At 69.7% G+C, this 20,108-nt stretch carries 16 protein-coding genes; 10 read left to right on the plus strand and 6 right to left on the minus strand.

Going from position 1 to position 20,108, the window contains the following annotated elements:
• The first annotated feature begins 2 nt into the window (after window positions 1-2).
• The 8 genes from H5J31_RS20265 to H5J31_RS39925 all read left to right on the plus strand — a co-directional run bounded on the left by H5J31_RS20265 (window position 3) and on the right by H5J31_RS39925 (window position 9,297).
• Window positions 3-2,534 (plus strand): SagB family peptide dehydrogenase, encoded by a 2,532-nt coding sequence (locus tag H5J31_RS20265; RefSeq protein ID WP_181774181.1) that lies wholly within the window; start codon window positions 3-5, stop codon window positions 2,532-2,534.
• Entirely contained in the window at window positions 2,512-3,432 is a 921-nt protein-coding gene (locus H5J31_RS20270) for a thiopeptide-type bacteriocin biosynthesis protein (RefSeq protein WP_181774182.1), read from the plus strand. Before H5J31_RS20265 ends, H5J31_RS20270 begins: the two co-directional genes overlap by 23 nt.
• Complete coding sequence (locus H5J31_RS20275) at window positions 3,413-4,399, plus strand: ABC transporter ATP-binding protein (protein WP_181774183.1); 987 nt, start codon at window positions 3,413-3,415, stop codon at window positions 4,397-4,399. The genes H5J31_RS20270 and H5J31_RS20275 overlap by 20 nt, the downstream gene beginning before the upstream one ends.
• Window positions 4,396-5,244, plus strand: coding sequence for an ABC transporter permease (locus H5J31_RS20280; protein WP_181774184.1), 849 nt, complete (start codon window positions 4,396-4,398; stop codon window positions 5,242-5,244). The genes H5J31_RS20275 and H5J31_RS20280 overlap by 4 nt, the downstream gene beginning before the upstream one ends.
• Window positions 5,245-5,311: 67 nt before the next feature.
• Window positions 5,312-6,511 carry a sensor histidine kinase gene (locus H5J31_RS20285; protein WP_181774185.1) on the plus strand — a complete coding sequence of 400 codons (1,200 nt, stop codon included), beginning with the start codon at window positions 5,312-5,314 and terminating at the stop codon, window positions 6,509-6,511.
• Complete coding sequence (locus H5J31_RS20290; protein WP_181774186.1) at window positions 6,499-7,146, plus strand: response regulator; 648 nt, start codon at window positions 6,499-6,501, stop codon at window positions 7,144-7,146. Before H5J31_RS20285 ends, H5J31_RS20290 begins: the two co-directional genes overlap by 13 nt.
• A gap of 220 nt (window positions 7,147-7,366) precedes the next feature.
• Window positions 7,367-9,121 (plus strand): DUF6357 family protein, encoded by a 1,755-nt coding sequence (locus H5J31_RS39920; RefSeq protein WP_328701567.1) that lies wholly within the window; start codon window positions 7,367-7,369, stop codon window positions 9,119-9,121.
• Entirely contained in the window at window positions 9,094-9,297 is a 204-nt protein-coding gene (locus H5J31_RS39925; protein ID WP_236005295.1) for a hypothetical protein, read from the plus strand. Before H5J31_RS39920 ends, H5J31_RS39925 begins: the two co-directional genes overlap by 28 nt.
• Window positions 9,298-9,317: 20 nt before the next feature.
• Here the strand turns inward: H5J31_RS39925 and H5J31_RS20300 are convergent, their stop codons facing one another.
• Window positions 9,318-10,079 (minus strand): hypothetical protein, encoded by a 762-nt coding sequence (locus H5J31_RS20300; RefSeq protein WP_207898328.1) that lies wholly within the window; start codon window positions 10,077-10,079, stop codon window positions 9,318-9,320.
• Here H5J31_RS20300 and H5J31_RS20305 point away from each other — a divergent pair.
• Both H5J31_RS20305 and H5J31_RS20310 read left to right on the plus strand, forming a co-directional pair.
• The gene (locus H5J31_RS20305) at window positions 10,041-10,667 is read left to right on the plus strand and encodes an alpha/beta hydrolase (RefSeq protein ID WP_181774188.1); all 627 of its coding nucleotides are present in this window, start codon (window positions 10,041-10,043) and stop codon (window positions 10,665-10,667) included. The genes H5J31_RS20300 and H5J31_RS20305 overlap by 39 nt on opposite strands.
• Before the next feature lie 160 nt (window positions 10,668-10,827).
• On the plus strand, window positions 10,828-11,022 hold the full coding sequence (locus H5J31_RS20310; RefSeq protein WP_181774189.1) for a hypothetical protein: 195 nt from the start codon (window positions 10,828-10,830) through the stop codon (window positions 11,020-11,022).
• A 285-nt stretch (window positions 11,023-11,307) separates the two neighbouring features.
• Here H5J31_RS20310 and H5J31_RS20315 read toward each other — a convergent pair whose 3' ends face one another.
• Genes H5J31_RS20315 through H5J31_RS20335 form a run of 5 tightly spaced genes read right to left on the minus strand, consistent with a single transcriptional unit; the run spans window position 11,308 to window position 20,095 of the window.
• Window positions 11,308-14,619: a serine hydrolase gene (locus tag H5J31_RS20315; RefSeq protein ID WP_181774190.1), complete on the minus strand. Its 3,312-nt coding sequence runs from the start codon at window positions 14,617-14,619 to the stop codon at window positions 11,308-11,310.
• A complete protein-coding gene (locus tag H5J31_RS20320; protein WP_181774191.1) occupies window positions 14,616-15,608 on the minus strand; it encodes an ABC transporter ATP-binding protein in 993 nt (330 codons plus the stop codon). The genes H5J31_RS20315 and H5J31_RS20320 overlap by 4 nt, the downstream gene beginning before the upstream one ends.
• On the minus strand, window positions 15,605-17,515 hold the full coding sequence (locus tag H5J31_RS20325; protein WP_181774192.1) for a dipeptide/oligopeptide/nickel ABC transporter permease/ATP-binding protein: 1,911 nt from the start codon (window positions 17,513-17,515) through the stop codon (window positions 15,605-15,607). Before H5J31_RS20325 ends, H5J31_RS20320 begins: the two co-directional genes overlap by 4 nt.
• A 1-nt stretch (window position 17,516) precedes the next feature.
• Window positions 17,517-18,497 carry an ABC transporter permease gene (locus tag H5J31_RS20330; RefSeq protein WP_181774193.1) on the minus strand — a complete coding sequence of 327 codons (981 nt, stop codon included), beginning with the start codon at window positions 18,495-18,497 and terminating at the stop codon, window positions 17,517-17,519.
• Entirely contained in the window at window positions 18,497-20,095 is a 1,599-nt protein-coding gene (locus H5J31_RS20335; RefSeq protein WP_181774194.1) for an ABC transporter substrate-binding protein, read from the minus strand. The genes H5J31_RS20330 and H5J31_RS20335 overlap by 1 nt, the downstream gene beginning before the upstream one ends.
• Window positions 20,096-20,108 lie beyond the last annotated feature (13 nt).

Consider the following 20,108-nt stretch of genomic DNA (forward strand, 5'->3'; position numbering starts at 1 on the left):
GCATGACCCTCGTCGATGCCCGGCCGGCCTTGCTCGGTGTCCGTCCCTTGCTGCGCGCGGACACGGTGCTGCTCCGTGACGCCCGGGGTGTGCTGCTGACCAGCGAACTCGAGAAGGCCCATCTCACCGGTGACGAGGCCTACCGGCTCCTCAACAGGCTTCGCGGCCATCTGGACGGCACCCGGACGACGGCGGAGATCTGCGCCGGACTGACCGCGGCCGCCCGGGACCGGATCTGCGACCTGCTCGCCGAACTGCTCGAACGCGGCTTCCTCATCGACCTCGACCCGGGAGAACTGGAGCCCGACGTCCTGACGCGGTTCCTCGACCAGATCCGTTACGTCGCGCATCTGACCGAAGAGCCGGCCCGCGCGTTCGCGAGGTTCCGGTCCGCGCGGATCCTGCTCACCGGTTCCGGCCCCGCGCTCGCGGCCGCCGCGCTCGGGCTGGTGCGCAACGGCGCGGGCTCGGTGCTGATCGCGGCCGATGACGGCCCGGAGTTCGACCTCCTCCGCGCCGAGGCCGATTCCCCCGTGCGGTGGGACCCACACGCGCACCCCGACGACGGCTACGACCTGGTACTGGCGTGCAGTGATGTCGGACCGTTGCCCGCCGCGCCCCGCACGGGAGCCGTGGTGTCACTCGCCGCCCGTGGCGATTGGGTGGTCCTCTCGCCCGCCGTGCGAGCGGGAGAAGCGCTCGGTCTGTGCTGCGTGTGGGCGGCCGTCGGGCCCGTCGACGCCCCGGCCGCGGTCGGGTACACGCCCACACTGGCGAGGTCTCTCGGCGCGACACTCGCGTTCGAGGCGTTCCGGCTGCTCACCGGTATCTCCGGCGAGGAAAGCACCGCCACCGTGCAGCACCTGCGGACGCTGCGCGCCGTCACTCACCAGGTCACCACCGGTTGCCCCGCCTGCCGTCCGGACGCGGCCCCGCCGCCTTCGATCCCGGCCACCTCGGGGCCGCCGGACGTCCGGACCGTGCCCGATCGGCGAGGAACGACCGTGCGGGAGTACGCGGCCGCCGTGCACGCCGTGATCGCCGACCCGCTCCCGCCTACCGACCGGGTGGTGCGGTGGTCCGACCGCCCGGCGCTCTTCCCGTCCTTCACCGACGGCCTGCTGCGACCGCTGCCCGAGTCGCCGCCGCCAGCCGCGCGCCCGTTCGGCGAACGCGGGGACGGGACCCGGGCGCTCGACCTGGACACGCTGGCCTGGCTGCTACGCGCCTCCTACGGTCCGCGAGGTCGTCGTCTGCGGTTCGACTCGGCCCAGTCCAACGCCGGCTTCAGCCGCTACCCGCTGGCGAATTGGCACCGCGGCGCGGCGGGCGGTGGTGGCCTCTATCCCCTGCGCCTTTACTTGGTGGCCGGGCCGAAGGGCGCCGTGGCCCCGGGGGTGCACCATTATTCGACCGCGCAGCACGCCTTCGACCAGATCCGGACCGGCGACCGGACCGAGGCGATCCGTGCCGCGGTACGGCATCCGGACGCCGACCGCACCGACCAGTTCCTGGTGATCACGCTGCGGTTCTGGAACAACGCCTTCAAATACGCCAACTTCGCCTATCAGGTCGGCACCCTCGATGTCGGGGTCCTGCTCGGCACGCTCGGCGCGCTGGCGGACGGGATCGACGTGCCGCTGCGGCATCTCCTGTGGTTCGACGACGAGACGATCAATTCCGTGCTGGGAGTGGACGTCGAGGACGAGTCCGTACTGGCGGTGATCCCGCTGCCATGGCGGACCGGTACCGGGCAGGCCCCGGATCCGGTCCCCTCGCCGCCACCCGCCGAACCGGTGGAGATTTCCCGCACCGTGCAACGCTTTTCGTGGACCCAGGAAGTACACCGCACCACGCTGCTCTCCGGGCGGCGTCGTCCCGATCCGGTCCTGCTCGAGTCCGCGGCGGGCACGCCCGGACGGCCTTGCGGCGAGTCGGCGGACGTGCTGATGGGCCGCCGCCGGTCCAGTTTCGGCGGGCTGACCACCGAGCAGCCGGTGCGACGGCAAGAACTGGACGAGGTCCTTGACCTCGTCCACCGCACCCGGCTGCACGACGACGACCTCCGTGCCGAGGGTTCCACCGGCGGGTGGACGAGACTTTCGGTGCTGGCCACCCACGTCGGCGGGCTGGCGCCGGGCGGCTATCGGTACGACGGCCCCGGCAACGGTCTGCGCGCGGCCGGTCCGACCCCATCTGTGGCGGGGTGGCGGGACACCCTCGCCGCGATCACCAGGAGGACGTCGAACTACAGCCTGCAGCAGGCCGCGGCGGTCCTGGTGGTCTCCGGCGACCTGGACGATCTCGTCGCCCGGTTCGGCCCGCGCGGACACCGGATCCTCAACGCCGCGGCCGGTCAGGTCGTGCAGTCGTGCTACCTGGCCGCCGCCGCGGCGAGGCTCGGCTGCGGCGCGATCCTCAGCCTCGATCACCTCGTGGTCGACGAAGCACTGGAGCTCACCGGCACCGGAGAACGCGCCCTGGTCTGTTTCCTGCTCGGGAGGGAGAACCGTGCCGACGCCGAATACCGCTGACCCCTGGCTCGCCCTGCACCTGCACTACCCGGGCAGTCCCGACCCGCTGCTGCGGGAGGCCGTGGCGCCGCTGGTGCGGCGGCTACGCCTGCGACGGCTCATCGTCGGCTGGTTCTTCATCCGGTACTGGGTCGAAGGCGATCACGTCCGCCTCCGGTTTCGGCCCGCCGCCGGTGACACCGAGACGGTCCGGCGGCTGAGCACTCGCTGGTTGAGCGGATACCTGGACCGGAACCCGTCCGGGAAAAGCCTGTCCGTCGCCTTGCCGAATCAAGAGGGCAGGCGCGCGATGTTCGTCGCAGAGTACGGCGAAACCGCCTGGGAGCTCGCCTACGGTTCGGCCGGAATGCCGGAGCGCGCCACCAATCGCTGCTATCCGGCGGAATACGTCCCGGAGTACGACCGCTACGGCGGGGTGGAAGGCGTGGAGCTCGCGGAGTGGCATTTCGAGCGGTCCAGTGACGCGGTTCTCGAAGTGCTCGACCGCTACTCGACGAAGTCGGCCAGGCTCGGCCTTTCGGTGCAGCTGAGCGCGATCCTGTGCACGACCTTCTTGAGCGACACCACGGAGCTGGCCGGGTTCTTGACGAGGTACCGGGATTCGTGGGAGCCGCCATCGTCGCGGGAGCGCCTGCACGAAATGTACGACGCCACCTACGATCGCTCGGCCGAGCAGCTCCGCCGCCTGGTCCGGCCGGGTCCACAGTGGACAGAATGGGCCACGCACTGCCGGGAGCTGCGCGATCGTGCCGGCGGCTCCGTCTCCCTGCTGTGGTCGTACCTGCACATGACGAACAACCGCCTCGGCGTGCACACCGTGGACGAGGCCTACGTCGCCCACCTGATCGCGGCCGCCTTGACGGACCGAAAGGAACGACATGTCAGTGGACGCTCCTGAAACCGCTGCGCTGGCCGTCACCGGGCTGGTCAAACGCTACCGCCGGAACGATCCGGCTCCCGCGGTGGACGGGCTCGACTTCCGGGTGATGCCGGGTGAGGTCTTCGGTCTGCTCGGCCCCAACGGCGCGGGCAAGACCACCACGATCGGGGTGCTGACCACCCGGATCCGCCCGACCGCGGGAACGGTGCTGCTCCACGGCGTCGACGTCGTCCGGTCACCGAGTTCGGCGTGCCGGCTGTTCGCGGCGGTTTCACAGCGCAACAACCTCGACCGGTCGTTGACGGTGCGGCAGAACCTGCTGTTCCACGCCAGGTATCACCGCGTGCCACGCGCGGAACGCAACCGGCGCGCCGGCGAACTGCTGGACGTGATGGGGCTGACCGGACAGGCGGGCGAACGGCTGGATCATCTGTCGGGCGGGCAGGCGCAGCGGATCATGATCGCCCGTGCGCTGATGCACCGCCCGAGGGTGCTCTTCCTCGACGAGCCGTCGACCGGGCTCGACCCGCAGGCCAGGCTGTTCGTGCACGAACGGATCGGAGATCTGCGGGCGCGGGGCACCACGGTCCTGCTCACCACCCACGACATGGACGAGGCCGCGAAACTCTGCGACCGGATCGGCATCGTCGACCACGGCCGGATGCTCACCATCGGCACACCGGACGAACTGACCCGTTCGCTGCCCGTCACCCGGACCCTCGACCTGGCCGTGCGCTTACGCGGCGAAACGGACCGTCTGGTCGCCGCGCTGGCCTCCCTGCCCGGAGTGCGCGAGGCCGAGCTCGCCGAGCGCAAGGCCGACCTGGTCCGGCTGCGCCTTTTCGCCGATCACGAGCCCGGCGAACTCCTGACATCCGCACTGGGCATGATCGCCCGGTTCGGCGGAGCGATCCAGGAGTTCGGCATCGGCAAGCCCAGCCTCGAAGACGTCTTCATCCGCATGACGGGACGGGATCTCCGATGACACGAACACTCGCCCCGGCGCGATCCAGGACCGACCTGCCGTCCGTGGCGATCGGACGATTCGAAGTCGTCACAGGCGCCCTGCACACCTTCGCGATGATGCTGCTGCGTGACGTCATCGTCACCGGCCGGCAGCTCGGCTCCTTCGCCGCGCAGGTACTCATCCAGCCGTTCTTCATGTTGTTCATCTTCGGGCACGTGCTGACCGCCATGGGGTTCGTGGCGCCCGGCTTCGCCCAGGTCCTGCTGCCGGGAATCGTCGCGCTGTCGGGATTCCTGACCTCGATCCAGAGCACCGCGTCCCCGCTGGTCGTCGACTTCTCCTGGACGAGGGAGATCGACGACCGGCTGTTGGCACCGGCACCGGTGGGCCTGGTGGCGATCGGGAAGATCGTGTTCGGCGCGCTCCGCGGCCTCGTCGCGGCCGTGGTGATGATCCCCATCGGCCTGCTCATGCTCGACGAGGTGAGCTGGAACCTCGCGGCCTGGCCGCTCACGCTCGGGTTGCTCGCCCTCGGCTGCCTGAGCGGGGCCTCGCTCGGCCTCGTGCTGGGGACGCTGGTTCCACCGAGCCGTATCCAACTCGCCTTCGCGGTGATCCTCACACCGTTGATGTTCACCGGTTCCACCCAGTTCCCTTGGCACGGACTGGGCGAGATGCGCTGGTACCAGGTGGTGTGCGCGCTCAACCCGCTGACCTATCTCAGCGAAGGGATGCGGGCGCATCTGTCGGCCGCCCTGCTCCCGTCGATCCCGTTGCCGATCGACGTGCTGTGCCTGCTGTTGTCGATCGTGGTGTTCGGCGCCATCGGAATCTGGGGTTTCACCAGGCGTGCCAGGGACTGAGTGACGGAGGACTCGTGGGACGGCGGGCACCACGATGCCGCCGCGGTCCGGATGGGACACTAAACAGGTGATCACCCGGCTGCGGTCCTGTTGGTCCGCGATCCGGTATCTGCTCGTCGGCGCGGGCTCTTCGGCGATCGCCTGGTTCGTCCTCGTCGGTATGCTGTTCGTCCTGCTGATGTGCCCGTTCGGGGTCGGCATCCCGGCGTTGCCGGTCGCGCTTCAGCTGATCCGGCGTCCCGTCAACTTCGAACGTCGCCGCGCCGCCCGCTTCCTGGAGGAGCCGATCCCGGAGCCGTACCGCTCCGGGAATCCGGTGACGGATCCGGCCTCGAGGCGGGATCTGGGCTGGCTCGCGTTCCACGGCGCCACGGGTTTCGTCATCGGCGCTTTCGCGATCGGGCTGCCGCTCGGCGGACTTCGGCAGATCATCAGCGCGTTCGTCTGGCCGACGGTCCCGGGCGGGGTGGAAAGCTCACTCGGGTTCATGGTGACGTCCTGGCCGCTGGCGGCACTCAGCGCCGTGACCGGTGCCGGCATGATCGCGATCACGTTCCTGCTGCCCTGGGTCGCCCGCTGGCAGGCGACCACCGCGCGGAAACTCCTCGCGCCCGCGGCAGGCGTCGTGCTGACGGACCGCGTCGTCGAACTGGCCGCGTCGCGTGCCGCCGCCCTGGAAGCGCACGGCGCCGAACTCCGCCGCCTCGAACGGGATCTGCACGACGGGACGCAGGCACGGATCGCCGCGGTGGTCCTGCAGCTCGGCATCGCCGACTCGATCTTCGAAAAGGACCCGCGGAAGGCGCGGGAGTTGCTGGGCAAGGCGCAGGACACCGCGACCGGCGCGCTCGCCGAACTCCGGACCGTCGTCCGCAGCATCTATCCCCCGCTGCTGACCGACCGCGGTCTCGACGGCGCGGTGACGGCGCTCGCCGACCGTTGTCCCGTTCCGTGCACTGTGGACGTTCGCAGCAGCAGCCGTCGCCCCGCCGCCGTCGAAGCGGCCGCCTACTTCGTGGTCGCCGAGATGCTGACCAACATCACCAAACACTCCGGTGCCGAACACGCCTGGATCACGCTCGACGGCACCGCCGACACCCTGCTCATCGAAATCCGCGACGACGGCCACGGCGGCGCCGACGAAGCCGGCGGCAGCGGTCTCGCCGGGATCCGCAAACGCGCCGAAGCCTTCGACGGAACCGTGAAGTTGTCCAGCCCGGCCGGTGGGCCGACCGTAGTGAAAGTGGAGTTGCCATGCGGGTCGTGATCGTCGAGGACGACGCGCTACTGCGCGAAGGTCTGGTCCTGCTGCTGAACACCTCCGGCATCGACGTCGTCGCCGCGGTGGACAACGTCGACGAGTTCCTGACGCTCGTGACCGGCGATCGCCCCGACGCCGTGATCACGGACGTCCGCCTGCCGCCGACTCACACCGACGAAGGCCTCCGCGCCGCCGTCAAGGCCCGGAAGATGCACCCCGGTCTGCCGGTACTGGTGCTGTCCGCCCATGTGGAAACCGGCTACGCGGCCGAGCTTCTCGCCGACGGCAAGGGCGCCGTCGGATACCTGCTCAAGGAACGGGTCGGGAAGGTCGAGAAGTTCCTCGACGCCCTCGACCGCGTCGCCAAGGGCGGAACGGCCATGGACCCCGAGGTCATCACGCAGCTGATGGCACATCGCCGCGCCGCCGACCCGCTCGAAGGCCTGACCGCGCGGGAACGCGAGGTGCTCGGGCTGATGGCGGAGGGATACAACAACACGACGATCGCGGAGCTGCTGGTGGTGAGCGATGGCGCGGTGCACAAGCACATCCGGAACATCTTCGCGAAACTCGGGTTACCGGAGGACAGCGGACACCGTCGAGTGCTGGCGGTTTTGGCTTACCTGAGCGGGAAAAGCTGACGCTCCCCTCGATGCGGTCGTGCTTGCTTCGGGTCGTTCCAACGACTGGTTCAGCTAACCGCTGATGTTGCGAAGGGGTGCAGAGCAACCTCCCTGGGGTGCGGGTGGTGGCCAGACGCCGTGTCTACGATCACGAGGAACCGCGGAGGAACCGCATGACGAGCCCCGCCCTCCCACCCCTCGCCGGCGCCCTGGCACGCACGGCCTTCGCGGAGCACTGGTGCCGCCGGCGCGATGCCAAGCGCGGCCGGGCAACATGACCGAGGTCCTCTTCGCCCGTGAGAACGGCTGGATTCCGCGAGTGATCCGCGACGGGGGTGCGCTCAAGCTCGAACTCGGTGCCGGAGCCGACGCCAACCATGACACTCGCACGTTCGCCTTCCCGGTCTCCGAGGCACATCTCGAGGTGATCCGGGCCGATTTGACCCGGCACCTGCTGCTGTGGAGCGCGATACTGCCGCTCTGCGTGGCGGCGGGGATCCGGGGTCCTCTCGACGAACGCGCGGCGGTCGCGTTGCTGGACCCGATCCTCTTCGGCGCGCCGGCCGACGTCGAGTCGTTGTTCCGGGACATCCGCTGGGACGAACGCCGGCTCGTCGCTCAGGGCGCGGATGTAGAGCTGCTCGAAGACGGCCGGGTCTTCGCCGCCTTGGGTTCCGCTACCGAACGGTCCGACTGGTCACTCGTCCGGGAGTACGACGCGGGCCGGGACCGCGCCCGGCGGGGCGTCCGGCTTGGCCCGCTCGACGAAGCGCTCCTCAACTACACGGACCGCCACCTGCAGGGCGGGAAGGCCCCGGCGAGGGAGCCCGATGCCGTCGATCCCGATCTGCTGCCCGAGGTCATGAGGGTGATCGCCACCGCGGAGCAGGCGTGCGCGGGGATGCGGATTTCTCGCGATCGGCGCGGAGGCGAGCACGCCGTGAAGCGGCGTGACTGGCGACGAATCGAGGACGAGGTCGAGCGTGCGGTTCGCCGCGCCTACCCGGACCTCGTCGACGACGCGGTGCGCACGGTGAGCTTCCTGATGTGCTCCGAAGCCGCCGACCGCGTCCGGAGTCCGGCTGAAAGGACGAGAACGATGGCACGAAAGCGGAAAACCCTCCCCAAAGACTTCGAGGAGATGCTGACCTCGGCCTCGGTGGAGGAACTCGAAGCCGTCTTCGACAAATGTGAGATCGACGCGCGAGGCGGCTATGCCCAAGGCACCGCCATCGGTTTCCCGGCGTGCCCGGACGAGCTCATCGTCTGGTTGACGGGGCAGGGGCTCGCCGTCGACTCCGCGGACAGCCACGGCAGGACCCCGCTCCATGCGCGAGCTTCCCGCGCCACTCCGAAACCGGTCGCGCAGATCCCCTTGCTGCTCTCACTCGGCGCGGACATCGAGGCGGCCGACAGATCCGGGCAAACGCCGCTCCAGGTCGCGGTGGCCGGGCTGCGGGCCGAGGCGGCGCGAGTGCTGATCGAGCACGGGGCCTCGACCGAGGTTCTCGACAGGCGCGGCGTCACGTTGATGATGCGCGGCCTGATCGGTACTCGAAACGCCGACATCCCGGAGTGCGTCGAGATCATGAAGCTGCTGCTCGCACACGGAGCGAGCATCACGGCTGAGACCCGCAGGCAGGTCGAGCGGATCGGCCGTGGTTTCGAGTTCCACCGGGAGAACTTCAACCCCGACTTCCTCGAAGAGACCGACGCCGCGCTCGGTGAGCTGTACCGGATCTTCGGGTCGAGCCGGTCGCCCGGCGGTCGACGCACGACGGGTCATCACCGATCGTCGTACCCGACGGATCCTGGCAGGAGCGGCACAAAGCGCTCTGGGAGCTTCTCGTGCCGTCGAGCGGCGCCGGCACGACCGTGCAGTGTGAGGCCATCCGCGTCACCGGCCGGATCGCCGACGAGATGTTCCGGAACGGCGGGGCGAACTGGGACCGCGACTATCGTGCGATGGCCGATGCGTTCCCGGACTTCCTGACGCGGGGCGAACCCCTTGGCGACGAAGAACTCCATGAAGCCAAGGAGATCGTCAAGCAGATCAGGTCAGGCCGTGGCGCGGAAGGCCACCTCGACCGTTTGAGTGAACTCGCCGTCGCCTGGGTCACGAAGAATCCGGCCCCGATCGCTTTGGGAACGGTGGATTACACACGCTGACCGTCGACCGTGGTTCCGAGTCACCTCGCGTCGAGATAGGCGGTGAGTTCGGCGAGTACCTGCCGGGCCGGGACGAATACGCAGGCTCCTGGTCCGAGGATCTCGTCGGCCGACGGCAGCAGCGCTTGGTAGGCCATCTCGGCGATGTGCTCGTCGTCCGTGCGGATCGCGGTCAAGCCGACCAGCGCGATGTCGAGTTCGTACGTTGCGTCCGGAAACGCCGGCAGGGCCGCCGGGAGTATTTCGCGCGCCCGGTCGAGGTCGCCTGCCAAGGCGAGGGTGAGCGCGAAGAGCTGGGGCGAGGCGGGCCATGCCGGGTAACGGTTTGCGTAGTCGGGCAGGAGTTCCGCTGCGCGGCCGGTGCGGTAGGCCCGGCACCATCGCACGGTCATGAGCAGGAGATCGGCTCGCTGGACCCCGGCGTCCTCCAGAGCCTGCGCGCCGGCCTGGTAGGCCTTCGTCACCTCCTCGTCGGGAGCGTCGGCCAGGTCGAGCAGCATGGCGCGATGCCACCGCACTCTGGCGGCGCTCGCGGGGTGCGGGAGCCTGCGGACCTGACTGTCCAGATTGGACAGAGCATGCTCCGCTCCGGTCAGGTCGCCGCGTTGCTCGGCGGCGTAGAGCTGCCACAACAGGCCCAGACGTTCGGACACCACGAGTTCGTGTTCTTGTCCCAGCGCGACCAATTCGGCCGCCAGCCGGGTTCGCCGGGCCAGACCACCCGCGGTGGCGTAAGCCTGGGTATGGGCGGCGATCAGCACCTCCGCCCTGGTTGCCTCCACCACGACGCGGAATACCTGCGCACGACGCTCGCCACCACCCCCGGTCCGATCGTGCTGGTCGGCCATTCCTACGGCGGCGCGGTGATCACCCAGGCGGCCACCGACGCCGAGAACGTCACCGCACTGGTCTACGTCGCCGCCTTCGCCCCGGACCAGGACGAGTCCGCAGGCGAACTCGACCAGCGTTTCGGTGGCGCGGCCCAGCAGGTCACCACCGCGCGGCCGCTGCCGGGAGCCGACCAGGCCGCCCCCGAAGGCCCGCCGCAGGTCGAGCTGAGCATCGACCCCGCCCGTTTCCACGAGGTCTTCGCCCCGGACACCACAGCGGCGAACGCCGCCGTCATGGCCGCCGCTCAGCGTCCGCTCGCATTGGCCGCGATGCTCGAACGGGCCGGCGCGCCGGCGTGGAAGCGACACCCCGGCTATTACGCGATCGCCACCGAGGATCAGATGATTCCCGTTGCCGGCCAACGGTTCATGGCCGAGCGGATGAACGCGACCGTCGTCGAGGTTCCCACCGGCCACGTGGCCATGCTCGGCGCACCCGAAGCCATCGCGGATCTCATCACCACCGCGACCGAGCGCTAAGCCGGGGACCGAGGCCACCACCAGGTCCTGTGCCGGAACTCTGTCACGACGAGTCAGGCCTTACCGCTCCACGACCGGGAGATCGGTAGCGCCAGCACCACCCCACAACCGGGGGTCACTCCCCTACTACCGCATCCCGCCGATCCCTAACGTCTTTCCTATGAACGACACCGAAAAAGCACGCGGCACCCTCGTCACCGCCTCGCTCTGGCTCGTCCTGCTCGTCAGCGCGGCCACCAACTCCGTGGGCCAGTTCGCCGGAATGGACTGGACCTTTCGCATGATCGCGGGCGGTGTCTCCGTCGTGTGCATCGTCCTGCTCATCGTCCGCCATCTGGCGCGGCGCAAGGCTTGAGCAGGAGGACGGGGCCGACAACGGGAGATCGACCCCGTCCAAAGCAGACTCATCGAGAGGTAAGTCGAACATGGCGCGTTCGACTCCTGGAGCCCGGCTCAGGTGAGGGGTTGCGAAAGCCACTTTCGCAACCTTGAACGTTGCGAAAGTGGCTTTCGCAACACCGTCTCGCCGGTGGACAACTTGCACTCAGGAGCAACCAGGGGTCGTGAGTGATAAGGAGGGTTAGAACGACACTTACCACTCACGACGCCGATCCCTACGTGCCATGTTTGGCTTACCTACTCAGGAAACCTTCGGCGTCGCGCGCACGCCGTAGTGCACGTACGGCTCCCCTGTCGGCAGGTTGTAGAAGGTGACCGAAACCCACGTCTGGGTCCCCGGCTGCCGGAACACGAAGAGCGAGTCGGTCACCGGGATCAGGTCGAACTCCATCGTCTTCTCCGGCATGAGGTCGGCCAGCGGCCCGGTGACGGTCTGCCGGATCCGCAACCCGTCGCCCTCGGCGAAGACCTCGGTCAGCGCACCGGCCCGTTCGTAGACGCCGATGTGCCGGGAAGCGTCGACGGTGACCGGGGTCGCGGGCGGTTCGAGCGGGCGAGGCATCGCGACGTCGGCGAGTTCGGCGAAGATCTCCCGGTACAGCTCCTCGTAGAGGTCGCGGGTGTTGCCGCCGTTGGTGAGCAACGTGACGGCGAGGCCCTGATCCGGCAGCAGGCGCAGGAACGCCGCCTGCCCGATCGTGTTGCCGTCGTGGCCGATGACCCGCCGTCCGCTCCAGTCGTCGCGGATCCAGCCGAGTCCCCACGAGTCGCCGATCGTGTGCTTGTCCGGCAAGTCGGCCTGCTTCGACGCCATGGCGGTGGCCGACGCGGTGGTCAGGATCCGCTCACCGGACGGCGTGAGCCCACCGGTCAGGTGCAGCCGCGCGAAGCCGAGGACGTCCTTGGTCGTGGCGGTGATCAGGCCGGCCGGGCCCATATTCCGGGGCAGGCCCCAGACCGGCACGGGCTTCGGGTCGTCGTCTCCCGAGACCGCGTGACCGACGGCCGCGCGGAACATCAGCGCCTCTTCGGGCAGGGTCACGGTGTGCGTGAGGCCGAGCGGGGTGAACAGTTTCTCCCGCATGGCGGCGTCCCAGCCCAGCCCGGTGAGCTTCTCGATCACCCGGCCCATGAGCACGAAACCCGAGTTGCAGTAGGAGAAGGTCACGCCGAGGGGATGGTTCTGCGCGGCCTCGTCGAGGATTTCGACGTAGCGCTCGAGACAGTCGTCGCCGCGGCCGGTGTCGGTGAAGACGTCGCCGTCGATGCCGCTGGTGTGCGTGAGCAGATGCCGCATGGTCACCTGTTTGGCGACGTCCGGATCTGCCAGCCGCAGCTCGGGGAGGACGTCGGCGATCGGCGCGTCCAGGTCGAGGAGCCCGTCGTCGACCAGTTGCATCACCACGGTCGACGTCCACACCTTGGAGATCGAGCCGATCTGGAACACCGACTCCTCGGTCACCTCCACCCCGGTCGCCGTGTTCAGCACTCCGCAGCTCGCGTGCACCTCCGCGTCGTCGCCGATCCGCGTGATGCCCAGCGCCGCACCGGGAACGCGGTGCTTGCGCGCGAGTTCCGCGAGACGACGCTGCCAGTGCGCCGCCTCGATCGGCACCCGCGACACCCCGTCCGCCGGAGCCGCGTACTGCTCGACCCAGTCGAGGACGCGCCGGTTGAAGTCGAGGCGGTGCGACGGCGGGCCGTCGAGGATGAACAGGTGCGACGCGCCCGGGTACAGCACCAGCCGGGACGGGACGCCGCGGGCGCGCAGGGCGCCGAACCACTGTTCCGCCTGGCCCACCGGGCAGCGGTCGTCTTCCGCGCCCTGGACGACCAGCGTCGGCGTCCGCACCTTTCCGACCTCGGCGAACGGCGACAGCTGCGCGTTCCCCTTGTCCCAGGATCGCCCGCCGAGTTCGCCGACGGCCAGGTAGTGCCCGGCGTCGGAAGTGCCCTCCATGCTGGTCAGGTCGCTCACCACACCACCGGCGACAGCGGCGGCGAAACGGTCGTCGCGGCTGGTCAGGTAGCACGTCATGAAGCCGCCGTAGCTGTACCCGGCGACGGCCAGCCGCTCCGAGTCGGCGACGCCTTCGGCCACCAGCTGGTCCAGCGGTTCGAGGAAGTCGCGGGAGTCGGCGAGACCCCAGGCACCGACGGCGCCGGTGAAGAAGTCCTCGCCGTAGCCGTCGCTGCCGCGCGGGTTGAGCAGCAGCACCGCCCAGCCGCGTGCGACCAGTGCCTGGTGGTAGAGGTGGATCGAATCGGCCGCGCCGTTCCAGGCGTTGTGCGGACCGCCGTGGATGTCGAGCAGCAGCGGCAAAGCGCCGGTCCGTGCGGGGTCACGCAGCAGCCAGCCATGGACGACGCCGCCGTCGCCGATGGTGAATTCCCGCTCCTCGTGGCGGAAGAGCTCCGCGGGCGGCTCCCCGTGGTCGGTGCGAACGTCGACCGCCCCCGTGTCCGGGTCGACGACGGCGATCTCGCCGAACGAGGTGGCGGTGGCGAGCACGACCGCCACCCGGCCGGCCGCGAGGTCCATTCCGGACACCACGTTGTCGGCACCCGCGAGGACCGCGCGCGGATTCCCGCCGTCGATGCCCACCTCGTACAGATGCGTGCAGCCGCGGTCCCGGAGTCCGAAAAGGACGGTTCCGTTCGCGGTCGGCTTCGGGAGCGCGCCCGGATAGCCGGAACCGCCGGCCATCACGTTGCGGTCCAGGGATCCTGCCAGGTCGACCGGCTCGCCACCGTCGAGCGGTACCCGCAGCAGCCCGAGATGCCCGACCTCGGTGTCGCCGCGGCCGACGACCAGCAGCGCGCCGCCGTCGGCGGTCCAGCCGACCGGACCCGCCATACCTTCGCCGGAGCCGACGAGCCGCGGTTCCGACGTCTTCAGCGTCACGTCGAGGACGTAGGCACCCGAACGGAAGGTCAGATCCGCGTCGGCGTCACGCCCGGCGGAGAACGCCAGGTGCGTGCCGTCGGGTGACCAGGCGGGATCGCCGGCATGCCAGTCGCCGAAGGTGACCTGGCGGACCTCGCGAGTGGCGGCGTCGAGGACGTGCAGATGCTTGCGGATGGTCTTGATCAGCCCGGCGCCGTCGGCCTTGAAGTCCAGCCGGTCGGTGACGACCGGCGCGTTGGGCGCGTCGTCCCCGCCCGCCGGATCGATGGCCGCCGAGAACGCGATCTTGGTCCCGTCCGGACTCCACACCGGCGCACCCGCCCCGAGCGGGAGCTTCGTGATCTGTTCCGCCTCGCCACCGGACGCCGGCAGGAACCACACCTGCGGCGCGCCGTCCTCGGCCCGCAGGAACGCGATCCGCGTGCCGTCGGGCGCCCAGCTCGGCGCCACGTCGGCCTTCCCGCGCGTCAGCTGCCGGGGTTCGCCGTCCGTGGTGCCGACCTCCCAGAGGGTGTGCACGTTCCGGTCCTCGTCGCGGTCCGCGGTGCGCAGCACGTAGACGATCTTGCCGCCGTCCGGCGAAAGCGAAGGCTGGCTGGGTGCGGCGATGGCGTAGAGATCGTCGAGGTCGAGACGTCGGGTCATGATGCGCTTGCTCCTCTGGAGATCGCGGGCTGGTGGCTCTCGGTTTCGCTGAAATGGCAGGCCGCCGAATGACGTCGGTGTGCCGCGCCCTCGGCCGGATCCGCCTGGAGGCAGAGCTCGCGGTCGGCGCGGACGAGCGGGCCGACCGGACATCGGGTGTGGTAGCGGCATCCGGCGGGCGGATGGTGCGGGTCGGCGGGTTCGGTGTCTGCGGTCGCCTCGTCCGCGCCGGTGTCGAACAGGGAGGTGTGCGCGGACGGCGCGGCGGCCAGCAGGTCGCGGGTGTACGGATGCCGCGGATCGGTGAGCACCTGCTCCGCCGGGCCCACCTCGACGATCCGGCCGAGGTACATCACGGCGACGATGTCGCTGAGATACCGCACGACGGCGAGGTTGTGCGAGATGAACAGCATCGACAACCCGAGCCGCCGCTGCACGGACCGGACGAGGTTGAGCACCGCACCCTGCACCGAGACGTCGAGCGCGGAGGTGATCTCGTCCGCGATCAGCACCTCGGGCCGTCCCGCCAGCGCACGGGCGAGCGCCACCCGTTGCCGCTGGCCGCCGGAAAGCTGCCCCGGCAGATGCCCGGCACGGTCCGGATCGAGGTTGACCAGTTCCAGGAGCCGCGCGACCTCGTCCCGACGCGCGGCGCGGCCGGGCAGGGCGCCACGCGGGATCGCTTCGGTGATCGACTCGCCGATGCTCATCCTCGGGTCCAAAGAGGAATACGGGTCCTGGAACACCATCTGCAGCGGCCGCCGCCGAGGCAGCTTGCGGACGTCCACACCGCCCAGCAGTACTCGCCCGGCACTGACCGGCGAGAGCCCGACGGCGGCGCGGGCCAGCGTCGATTTCCCCGAGCCCGATTCGCCGACGAGCCCGACGACCTGTCCGGAAGGGACGGTCAGCCCGACCTGGTCGACGGCCGTGAGACCGCGTCCGCCGCCATATCGCACGCTCACCGCGTCGAAGACGAGATCGCTCACTCGGCACCTCCAGCGGTCACGGTTTCCTTGGCGGGCCGGGAGAACGACGTCTCGTGCGGATACCAGCACGCGACGCGGTGCTCGGACTCCACACGCTCCAGGACCGGGTCTTCGAGGCGGCACCGGTCGGTGGCCGAGGGACACCGGTCCGCGAACGCGCAGCCGTTCGGCACCCGATCCGGCTCCGGCGGGCGGCCGGGGATCACCGCGAGCGGCTCGTCGCGATCGGTGTCCAGATCGAGCGTCGCGGCCAGCAGCGCCCTGGTGTACGGATGTCGCGGTGTCCCCGCGGAAGGAAGGTCCTCGACGACCCGGCCGGCGTACATCACCAGCATGCGTTCACACGTCTGGGAAACGACCGCGATGTCGTGGCTGATCAGGATGATCGCCGTATTCCGTTCGGTCCTGGTCCGCGCCAGCAGACGCAGCAACTGCCGTTGCACCGTGACGTCCAGCGCGGTGGTCGGTTCGTCGGCGATGATCAGCCGCGGATCGCCCATCAGACCCATCCCGATCATCGCGCGCTGCCGCATCCCGCCGGAGAACTCGTGGGGATACTGCTTCGCTCGCCGTTCCGCGGCGGGGATCCGCACCGCGCGCAACCGGTCGACGGCCCGCGCGAACGCTTTGGCGCGCGGCAGTCCCTGGTGCTGTTCGGCCACTTCCGCCAGCTGACGCCCGATCCGCTTGGTCGGGTTGAACGACGTCATCGGGTCCTGGAACACCATCGCCAGTGACGTCCCGAGCAGGCCGCGCAGTTCCCGTTCCGGGGTCGTCAGCAACGGCTTCCCGGTGAACTCCAGCCTGTCGGCGGTGACGACGGCGGGTGCTTCGACCAGCCGTGACACCGCCAGCCCGGTCAGGCTCTTCCCCGAGCCCGACTCGCCGACGACGCCGATCGCCTCACCCGCCCGGACGGTGAAACTCACGCCTCGCACCGGGACGGTCCAGCCCGCCGGACGCGGGAACGCCACTTGGAGGTTCTCCACCACCAGCACGGCCTCGTCGTCACGGTCCTCGGCGAGGTCTTCCCTGGCGGGAGTGACCGGCCGCGGCGTGAGCTTCCGAAGTCCGGTGCGGACGCCGATCACCCCGGCGACGGTCTCCCCCACCAGGTTGAACGCGAGTCCGGCCAGGACCACCGCGACACCGGGTGCCAGCGCGGCGGCCGGGTTGACGTAGATCCCGTTGAGCCCTTCACCGAGCAGCCGTCCCCAGTCGTAGTCCGGTGCCTGCACACCGATCCCGAGGAAGGACAGCCCGGAGAAGGCGAGCAGCGAAGACCCGGCGCCGATGGTCGCGTTCACCACCAGCGGTTCGCCGATGTTGGGCAGGATGTGCCGGACCAGCAACCGGATCCGGCCCACACCGGAGATCCGGGCGGCGGACACGAAATCCTGCCCGGCCACGGACGCCGAGAGCGTCTGGGCCAGCCGGGCGAACGCCGGTGCCAGCGCGAAGCCGACAGCCAGCACCGCGCCTTGCGTCCCGACGCCGAAGATGACCGAGAAGAACAGCACCAGCAACAGCCCGGGGAACGCGACGGCGATGTTCACCGCCGAGATCAGCAACCGGGCGGCCGGCCTCGGCAGCAACGAGGGCAACGTGCCCAGCACGAGGCCGGTCACCACCCCGATCACGGTCGCGATCACCGCCAGCAGCACCGAAAGGCGGGTCGCCACCAAGACCCGGAAGAGGATGTCCCGGCCGAGTTCGTCGGTACCCAGCCAATGCGCCGCCGACGAACCTTGGGCGATCGCCTCGGTGTCGACCTCGAAAGCCTTGTCGTGCCACAGGATCGGGGCCAGCACGGCGAGCGCGATCACCAGGACCAGCAACGTCGCCGCGAACGCGCCCACCGGCGTGCGCAGGGCCGCGAACCATTTCGCTCCGCGCCGATTCACCATCTCAACCCTCCCGGATCGTCGAACGCGGATCGAGGACGGACAGCAGCACGTCCACCATCAGGTTCACCAGCAGCACCCCGACGCCGTAGACGAGCACGATCCCTTGCACCAGTGGGTAGTCCTTCTGCAGGATCGACTGCGCGATGGTCGACCCGAGACCGGGCCAGGCGAACACGTTCTCCACCAGCACCGTCCCGGCGACCATGCCGGTCAGCATCAGCCCGCCCATGGTCAGCGTCGCGGTCAGCGCGTTCGGCAGTGCGTGCCGGAGGTAGACCAGCCGCGCCGGCAACCGTTTCGCCCGCGCCGTCCGGATGAAGTCGTTGCCCAGCACCGAAAGCGTCTCCACCCGGACGATGCGCGCGAGTACGGACGCCGGCCCGAGTGCCAGCGCGATCACCGGGAGCACGAGCGAACCCGCCCCTTCGCTCCCGGCGACCGGGAACCAGCCGAGCTGGACCGAGAAGAACGCCACCAGCGCGACCGCGAGCAGGAACTCGGGAATGGCCGCGAGCAGCACACTCGTGGAGGTGAACGCCAGTTCACTCCCCCGGCGACGTCCGCCGCGCGTCAGCACGGCGAACAGCACGCCCAGTGGGATCGCCACCGCGATGACCACCGCGAACGCGGGCAGCGCCAGTCCGACGGTGGCGGGCAGCCGATCGCCGATCACCTCGGAGACCGGCTGCCCGCTCATCATCGACGTCCCGAAGTCGCCGCCGAACAGCCCCCCGAGGTAGTGGACGTACTGCAGCCACAGCGGATCGTCGAGACCGAGTGCCGCCCGCCGCGCGTTCACCAGCTCCACCGGCGCGGTGAGGCCGAGCGCCGCCCGGACCGGGTCACCCGGGATCAGCTGGATCATCAGGAACGCGGTGGTGACCAGGACCCACAGCGAAATCGCGAACCGGACGAGGCGACGCGCGGCGAAGGAGAGCCACGGGTTGCCGCGCACGACGGCGGGAGCGAGCGCGACCGTCATCAGCTGTACATCCGGATCGACGACGGCTCGATCGACCCGAAATTGATCTTGAACTTCGCGTCGCTGCCGAAGGTCGGGATGACCGAGTTGACGTACGGCACCACATCCAGCCGCTCGATGAGCGCCGATTCGGCGGCGAGCCAGGTCGCGCATCCGGAGTCACCCGGCAGTTTCGCCGCCTCGGCGGCCTGCGACTGGAACCGGTCGTTCTCGATATGCGCGAAGTTCGTGCCGCCGGGCGGTTTCGGGCCGGAGGCGAACGGCACGATCTGACTCGGCAGCAGCAGCCCCACCGGCGCCAGCGAGATGTCCCATTCCCCGGTGTTGAAGAGCACCTGGTTGGTCCCCGGGCTGTCGACGCCCTTCAGCGTGACGTCCGCGCCGACGGCCTTCCAGGACTGCTGCATCAGTTCGGCGGCGGGCGCCATCGTCGGGCCGAGCTGCGTGCCGTAGATGGCGGTGAGCGCGAGCCGCTTGCCGTCCTTGACACGGACACCGTCCGCGCCCGGAGCCCAGCCCGCGGTGTCGAGCGTGGATTTCGCCGCCGCGACGTCGAATCCGGGCACCTTGCCGCTCACCGCGTCCCCGGTACACGGCCTCGGCTCGGTGGTGACCATGCCCTGGGCGGGAGCCCCGTTGCCGCTGGTGAGGACCTTGCCGATCTGGGCGAGGTCGAGTGCCTGCACGAGAGCCCGGCGGACGGCCTGATCGCCGCCGGCCCGGCCGGGCGCCTGGTTGAAGAACAGCTCGCCCATCGGCACGACCTGGTCGCCGTGGAACAGCTTCTGGGCACGTAGGCGCTGTTGATCCTGACCGACGATCCGGGCGGCGTTGAGCTCGCGGGACAACAGCAGGTTCGCCGACGTCGTCATGTTCTGGACGACCCGGAAGACCACCTTCTCGGGCAGCCCGGGCTGCTCACGCTTCCAGTCACCCGGGCCCCAGGCGTACTCCTTGCGCCGGGTGAGGGTGTAGTGGTCGTTCGGCACGATCTCGGTCATGGTGAACATGCCGGTACCGTGCTGTCCCTTGGCCAGCGCCGACCGGTCGGCGACACCCTTGCCGCACACGATCGGCATCCCACCGAGGTTGCGGAGCAGGAAGGCGTCCGGCTTCCCGCTGGTGAGGGTGACGGTCCGCGCCGCGTCGTCCGCGGTCGCCTTCGTTCCCGGCGCGACCGTCAGCCCCGACATCGGGGACTTGTTGGCGGCGTCGCCGACGAAGTTGATGTTCGCCGCCACGTCGCTCGCGGTCAGCGGACTGCCGTCGCCGCAGGTGATCCCGTTCCGGAGCGTGAAGGAGGCCGTGGTCGTGGTGGCCTCCCACTTCTCCGCGAGACCGGCGATCGGCTTGCCCGCGTCGTCGAGGTTGATCAGGCTGTCGTAGAGGAAGCGGCCGATCTCCAGGGCGACCGCGAGCACGGTCATCGCCGGGTCCAGCGCTCCCGGGTCGGTGGCGATGGCCATCGTGAAGGTCTTGCCTTCGGTGAGTTTCTGGTTCGCGGTCCGGTCCTCCCCGGATTGCGACGTCCCCCCGCACGCGCTCACGGTCAAGGCCACCACGCTCGCGATCGCGGCGGTGAGCCGGGCTTTCTTCATGGGGTTCTCCTAC

Source organism: Amycolatopsis pittospori (assembly GCF_013870525.1).
GTDB lineage: Bacteria > Actinomycetota > Actinomycetes > Mycobacteriales > Pseudonocardiaceae > Amycolatopsis > Amycolatopsis pittospori.

What these genes read in the sequence shown, in the direction of transcription:
- H5J31_RS20280 (WP_181774184.1), top strand. Translation starts at nt 4,396, where the DNA reads ATGACACGAACACTCGCCCCGGCGCGATCCAGGACCGACCTGCCGTCC.
- H5J31_RS39925 (WP_236005295.1), top strand. Translation starts at nt 9,094, where the DNA reads ATGGCCGATGCGTTCCCGGACTTCCTGACGCGGGGCGAACCCCTTGGC.
- H5J31_RS20330 (WP_181774193.1), bottom strand. Translation starts at nt 18,497, where the DNA reads ATGACGGTCGCGCTCGCTCCCGCCGTCGTGCGCGGCAACCCGTGGCTC.
- H5J31_RS20325 (WP_181774192.1), bottom strand. Translation starts at nt 17,515, where the DNA reads ATGGTGAATCGGCGCGGAGCGAAATGGTTCGCGGCCCTGCGCACGCCG.
- H5J31_RS20310 (WP_181774189.1), top strand. Translation starts at nt 10,828, where the DNA reads ATGAACGACACCGAAAAAGCACGCGGCACCCTCGTCACCGCCTCGCTC.
- H5J31_RS20335 (WP_181774194.1), bottom strand. Translation starts at nt 20,095, where the DNA reads ATGAAGAAAGCCCGGCTCACCGCCGCGATCGCGAGCGTGGTGGCCTTG.
- H5J31_RS20305 (WP_181774188.1), top strand. Translation starts at nt 10,041, where the DNA reads ATGGGCGGCGATCAGCACCTCCGCCCTGGTTGCCTCCACCACGACGCG.
- H5J31_RS20275 (WP_181774183.1), top strand. Translation starts at nt 3,413, where the DNA reads ATGTCAGTGGACGCTCCTGAAACCGCTGCGCTGGCCGTCACCGGGCTG.
- H5J31_RS20315 (WP_181774190.1), bottom strand. Translation starts at nt 14,619, where the DNA reads ATGACCCGACGTCTCGACCTCGACGATCTCTACGCCATCGCCGCACCC.
- H5J31_RS20290 (WP_181774186.1), top strand. Translation starts at nt 6,499, where the DNA reads ATGCGGGTCGTGATCGTCGAGGACGACGCGCTACTGCGCGAAGGTCTG.
- H5J31_RS20265 (WP_181774181.1), top strand. Translation starts at nt 3, where the DNA reads ATGACCCTCGTCGATGCCCGGCCGGCCTTGCTCGGTGTCCGTCCCTTG.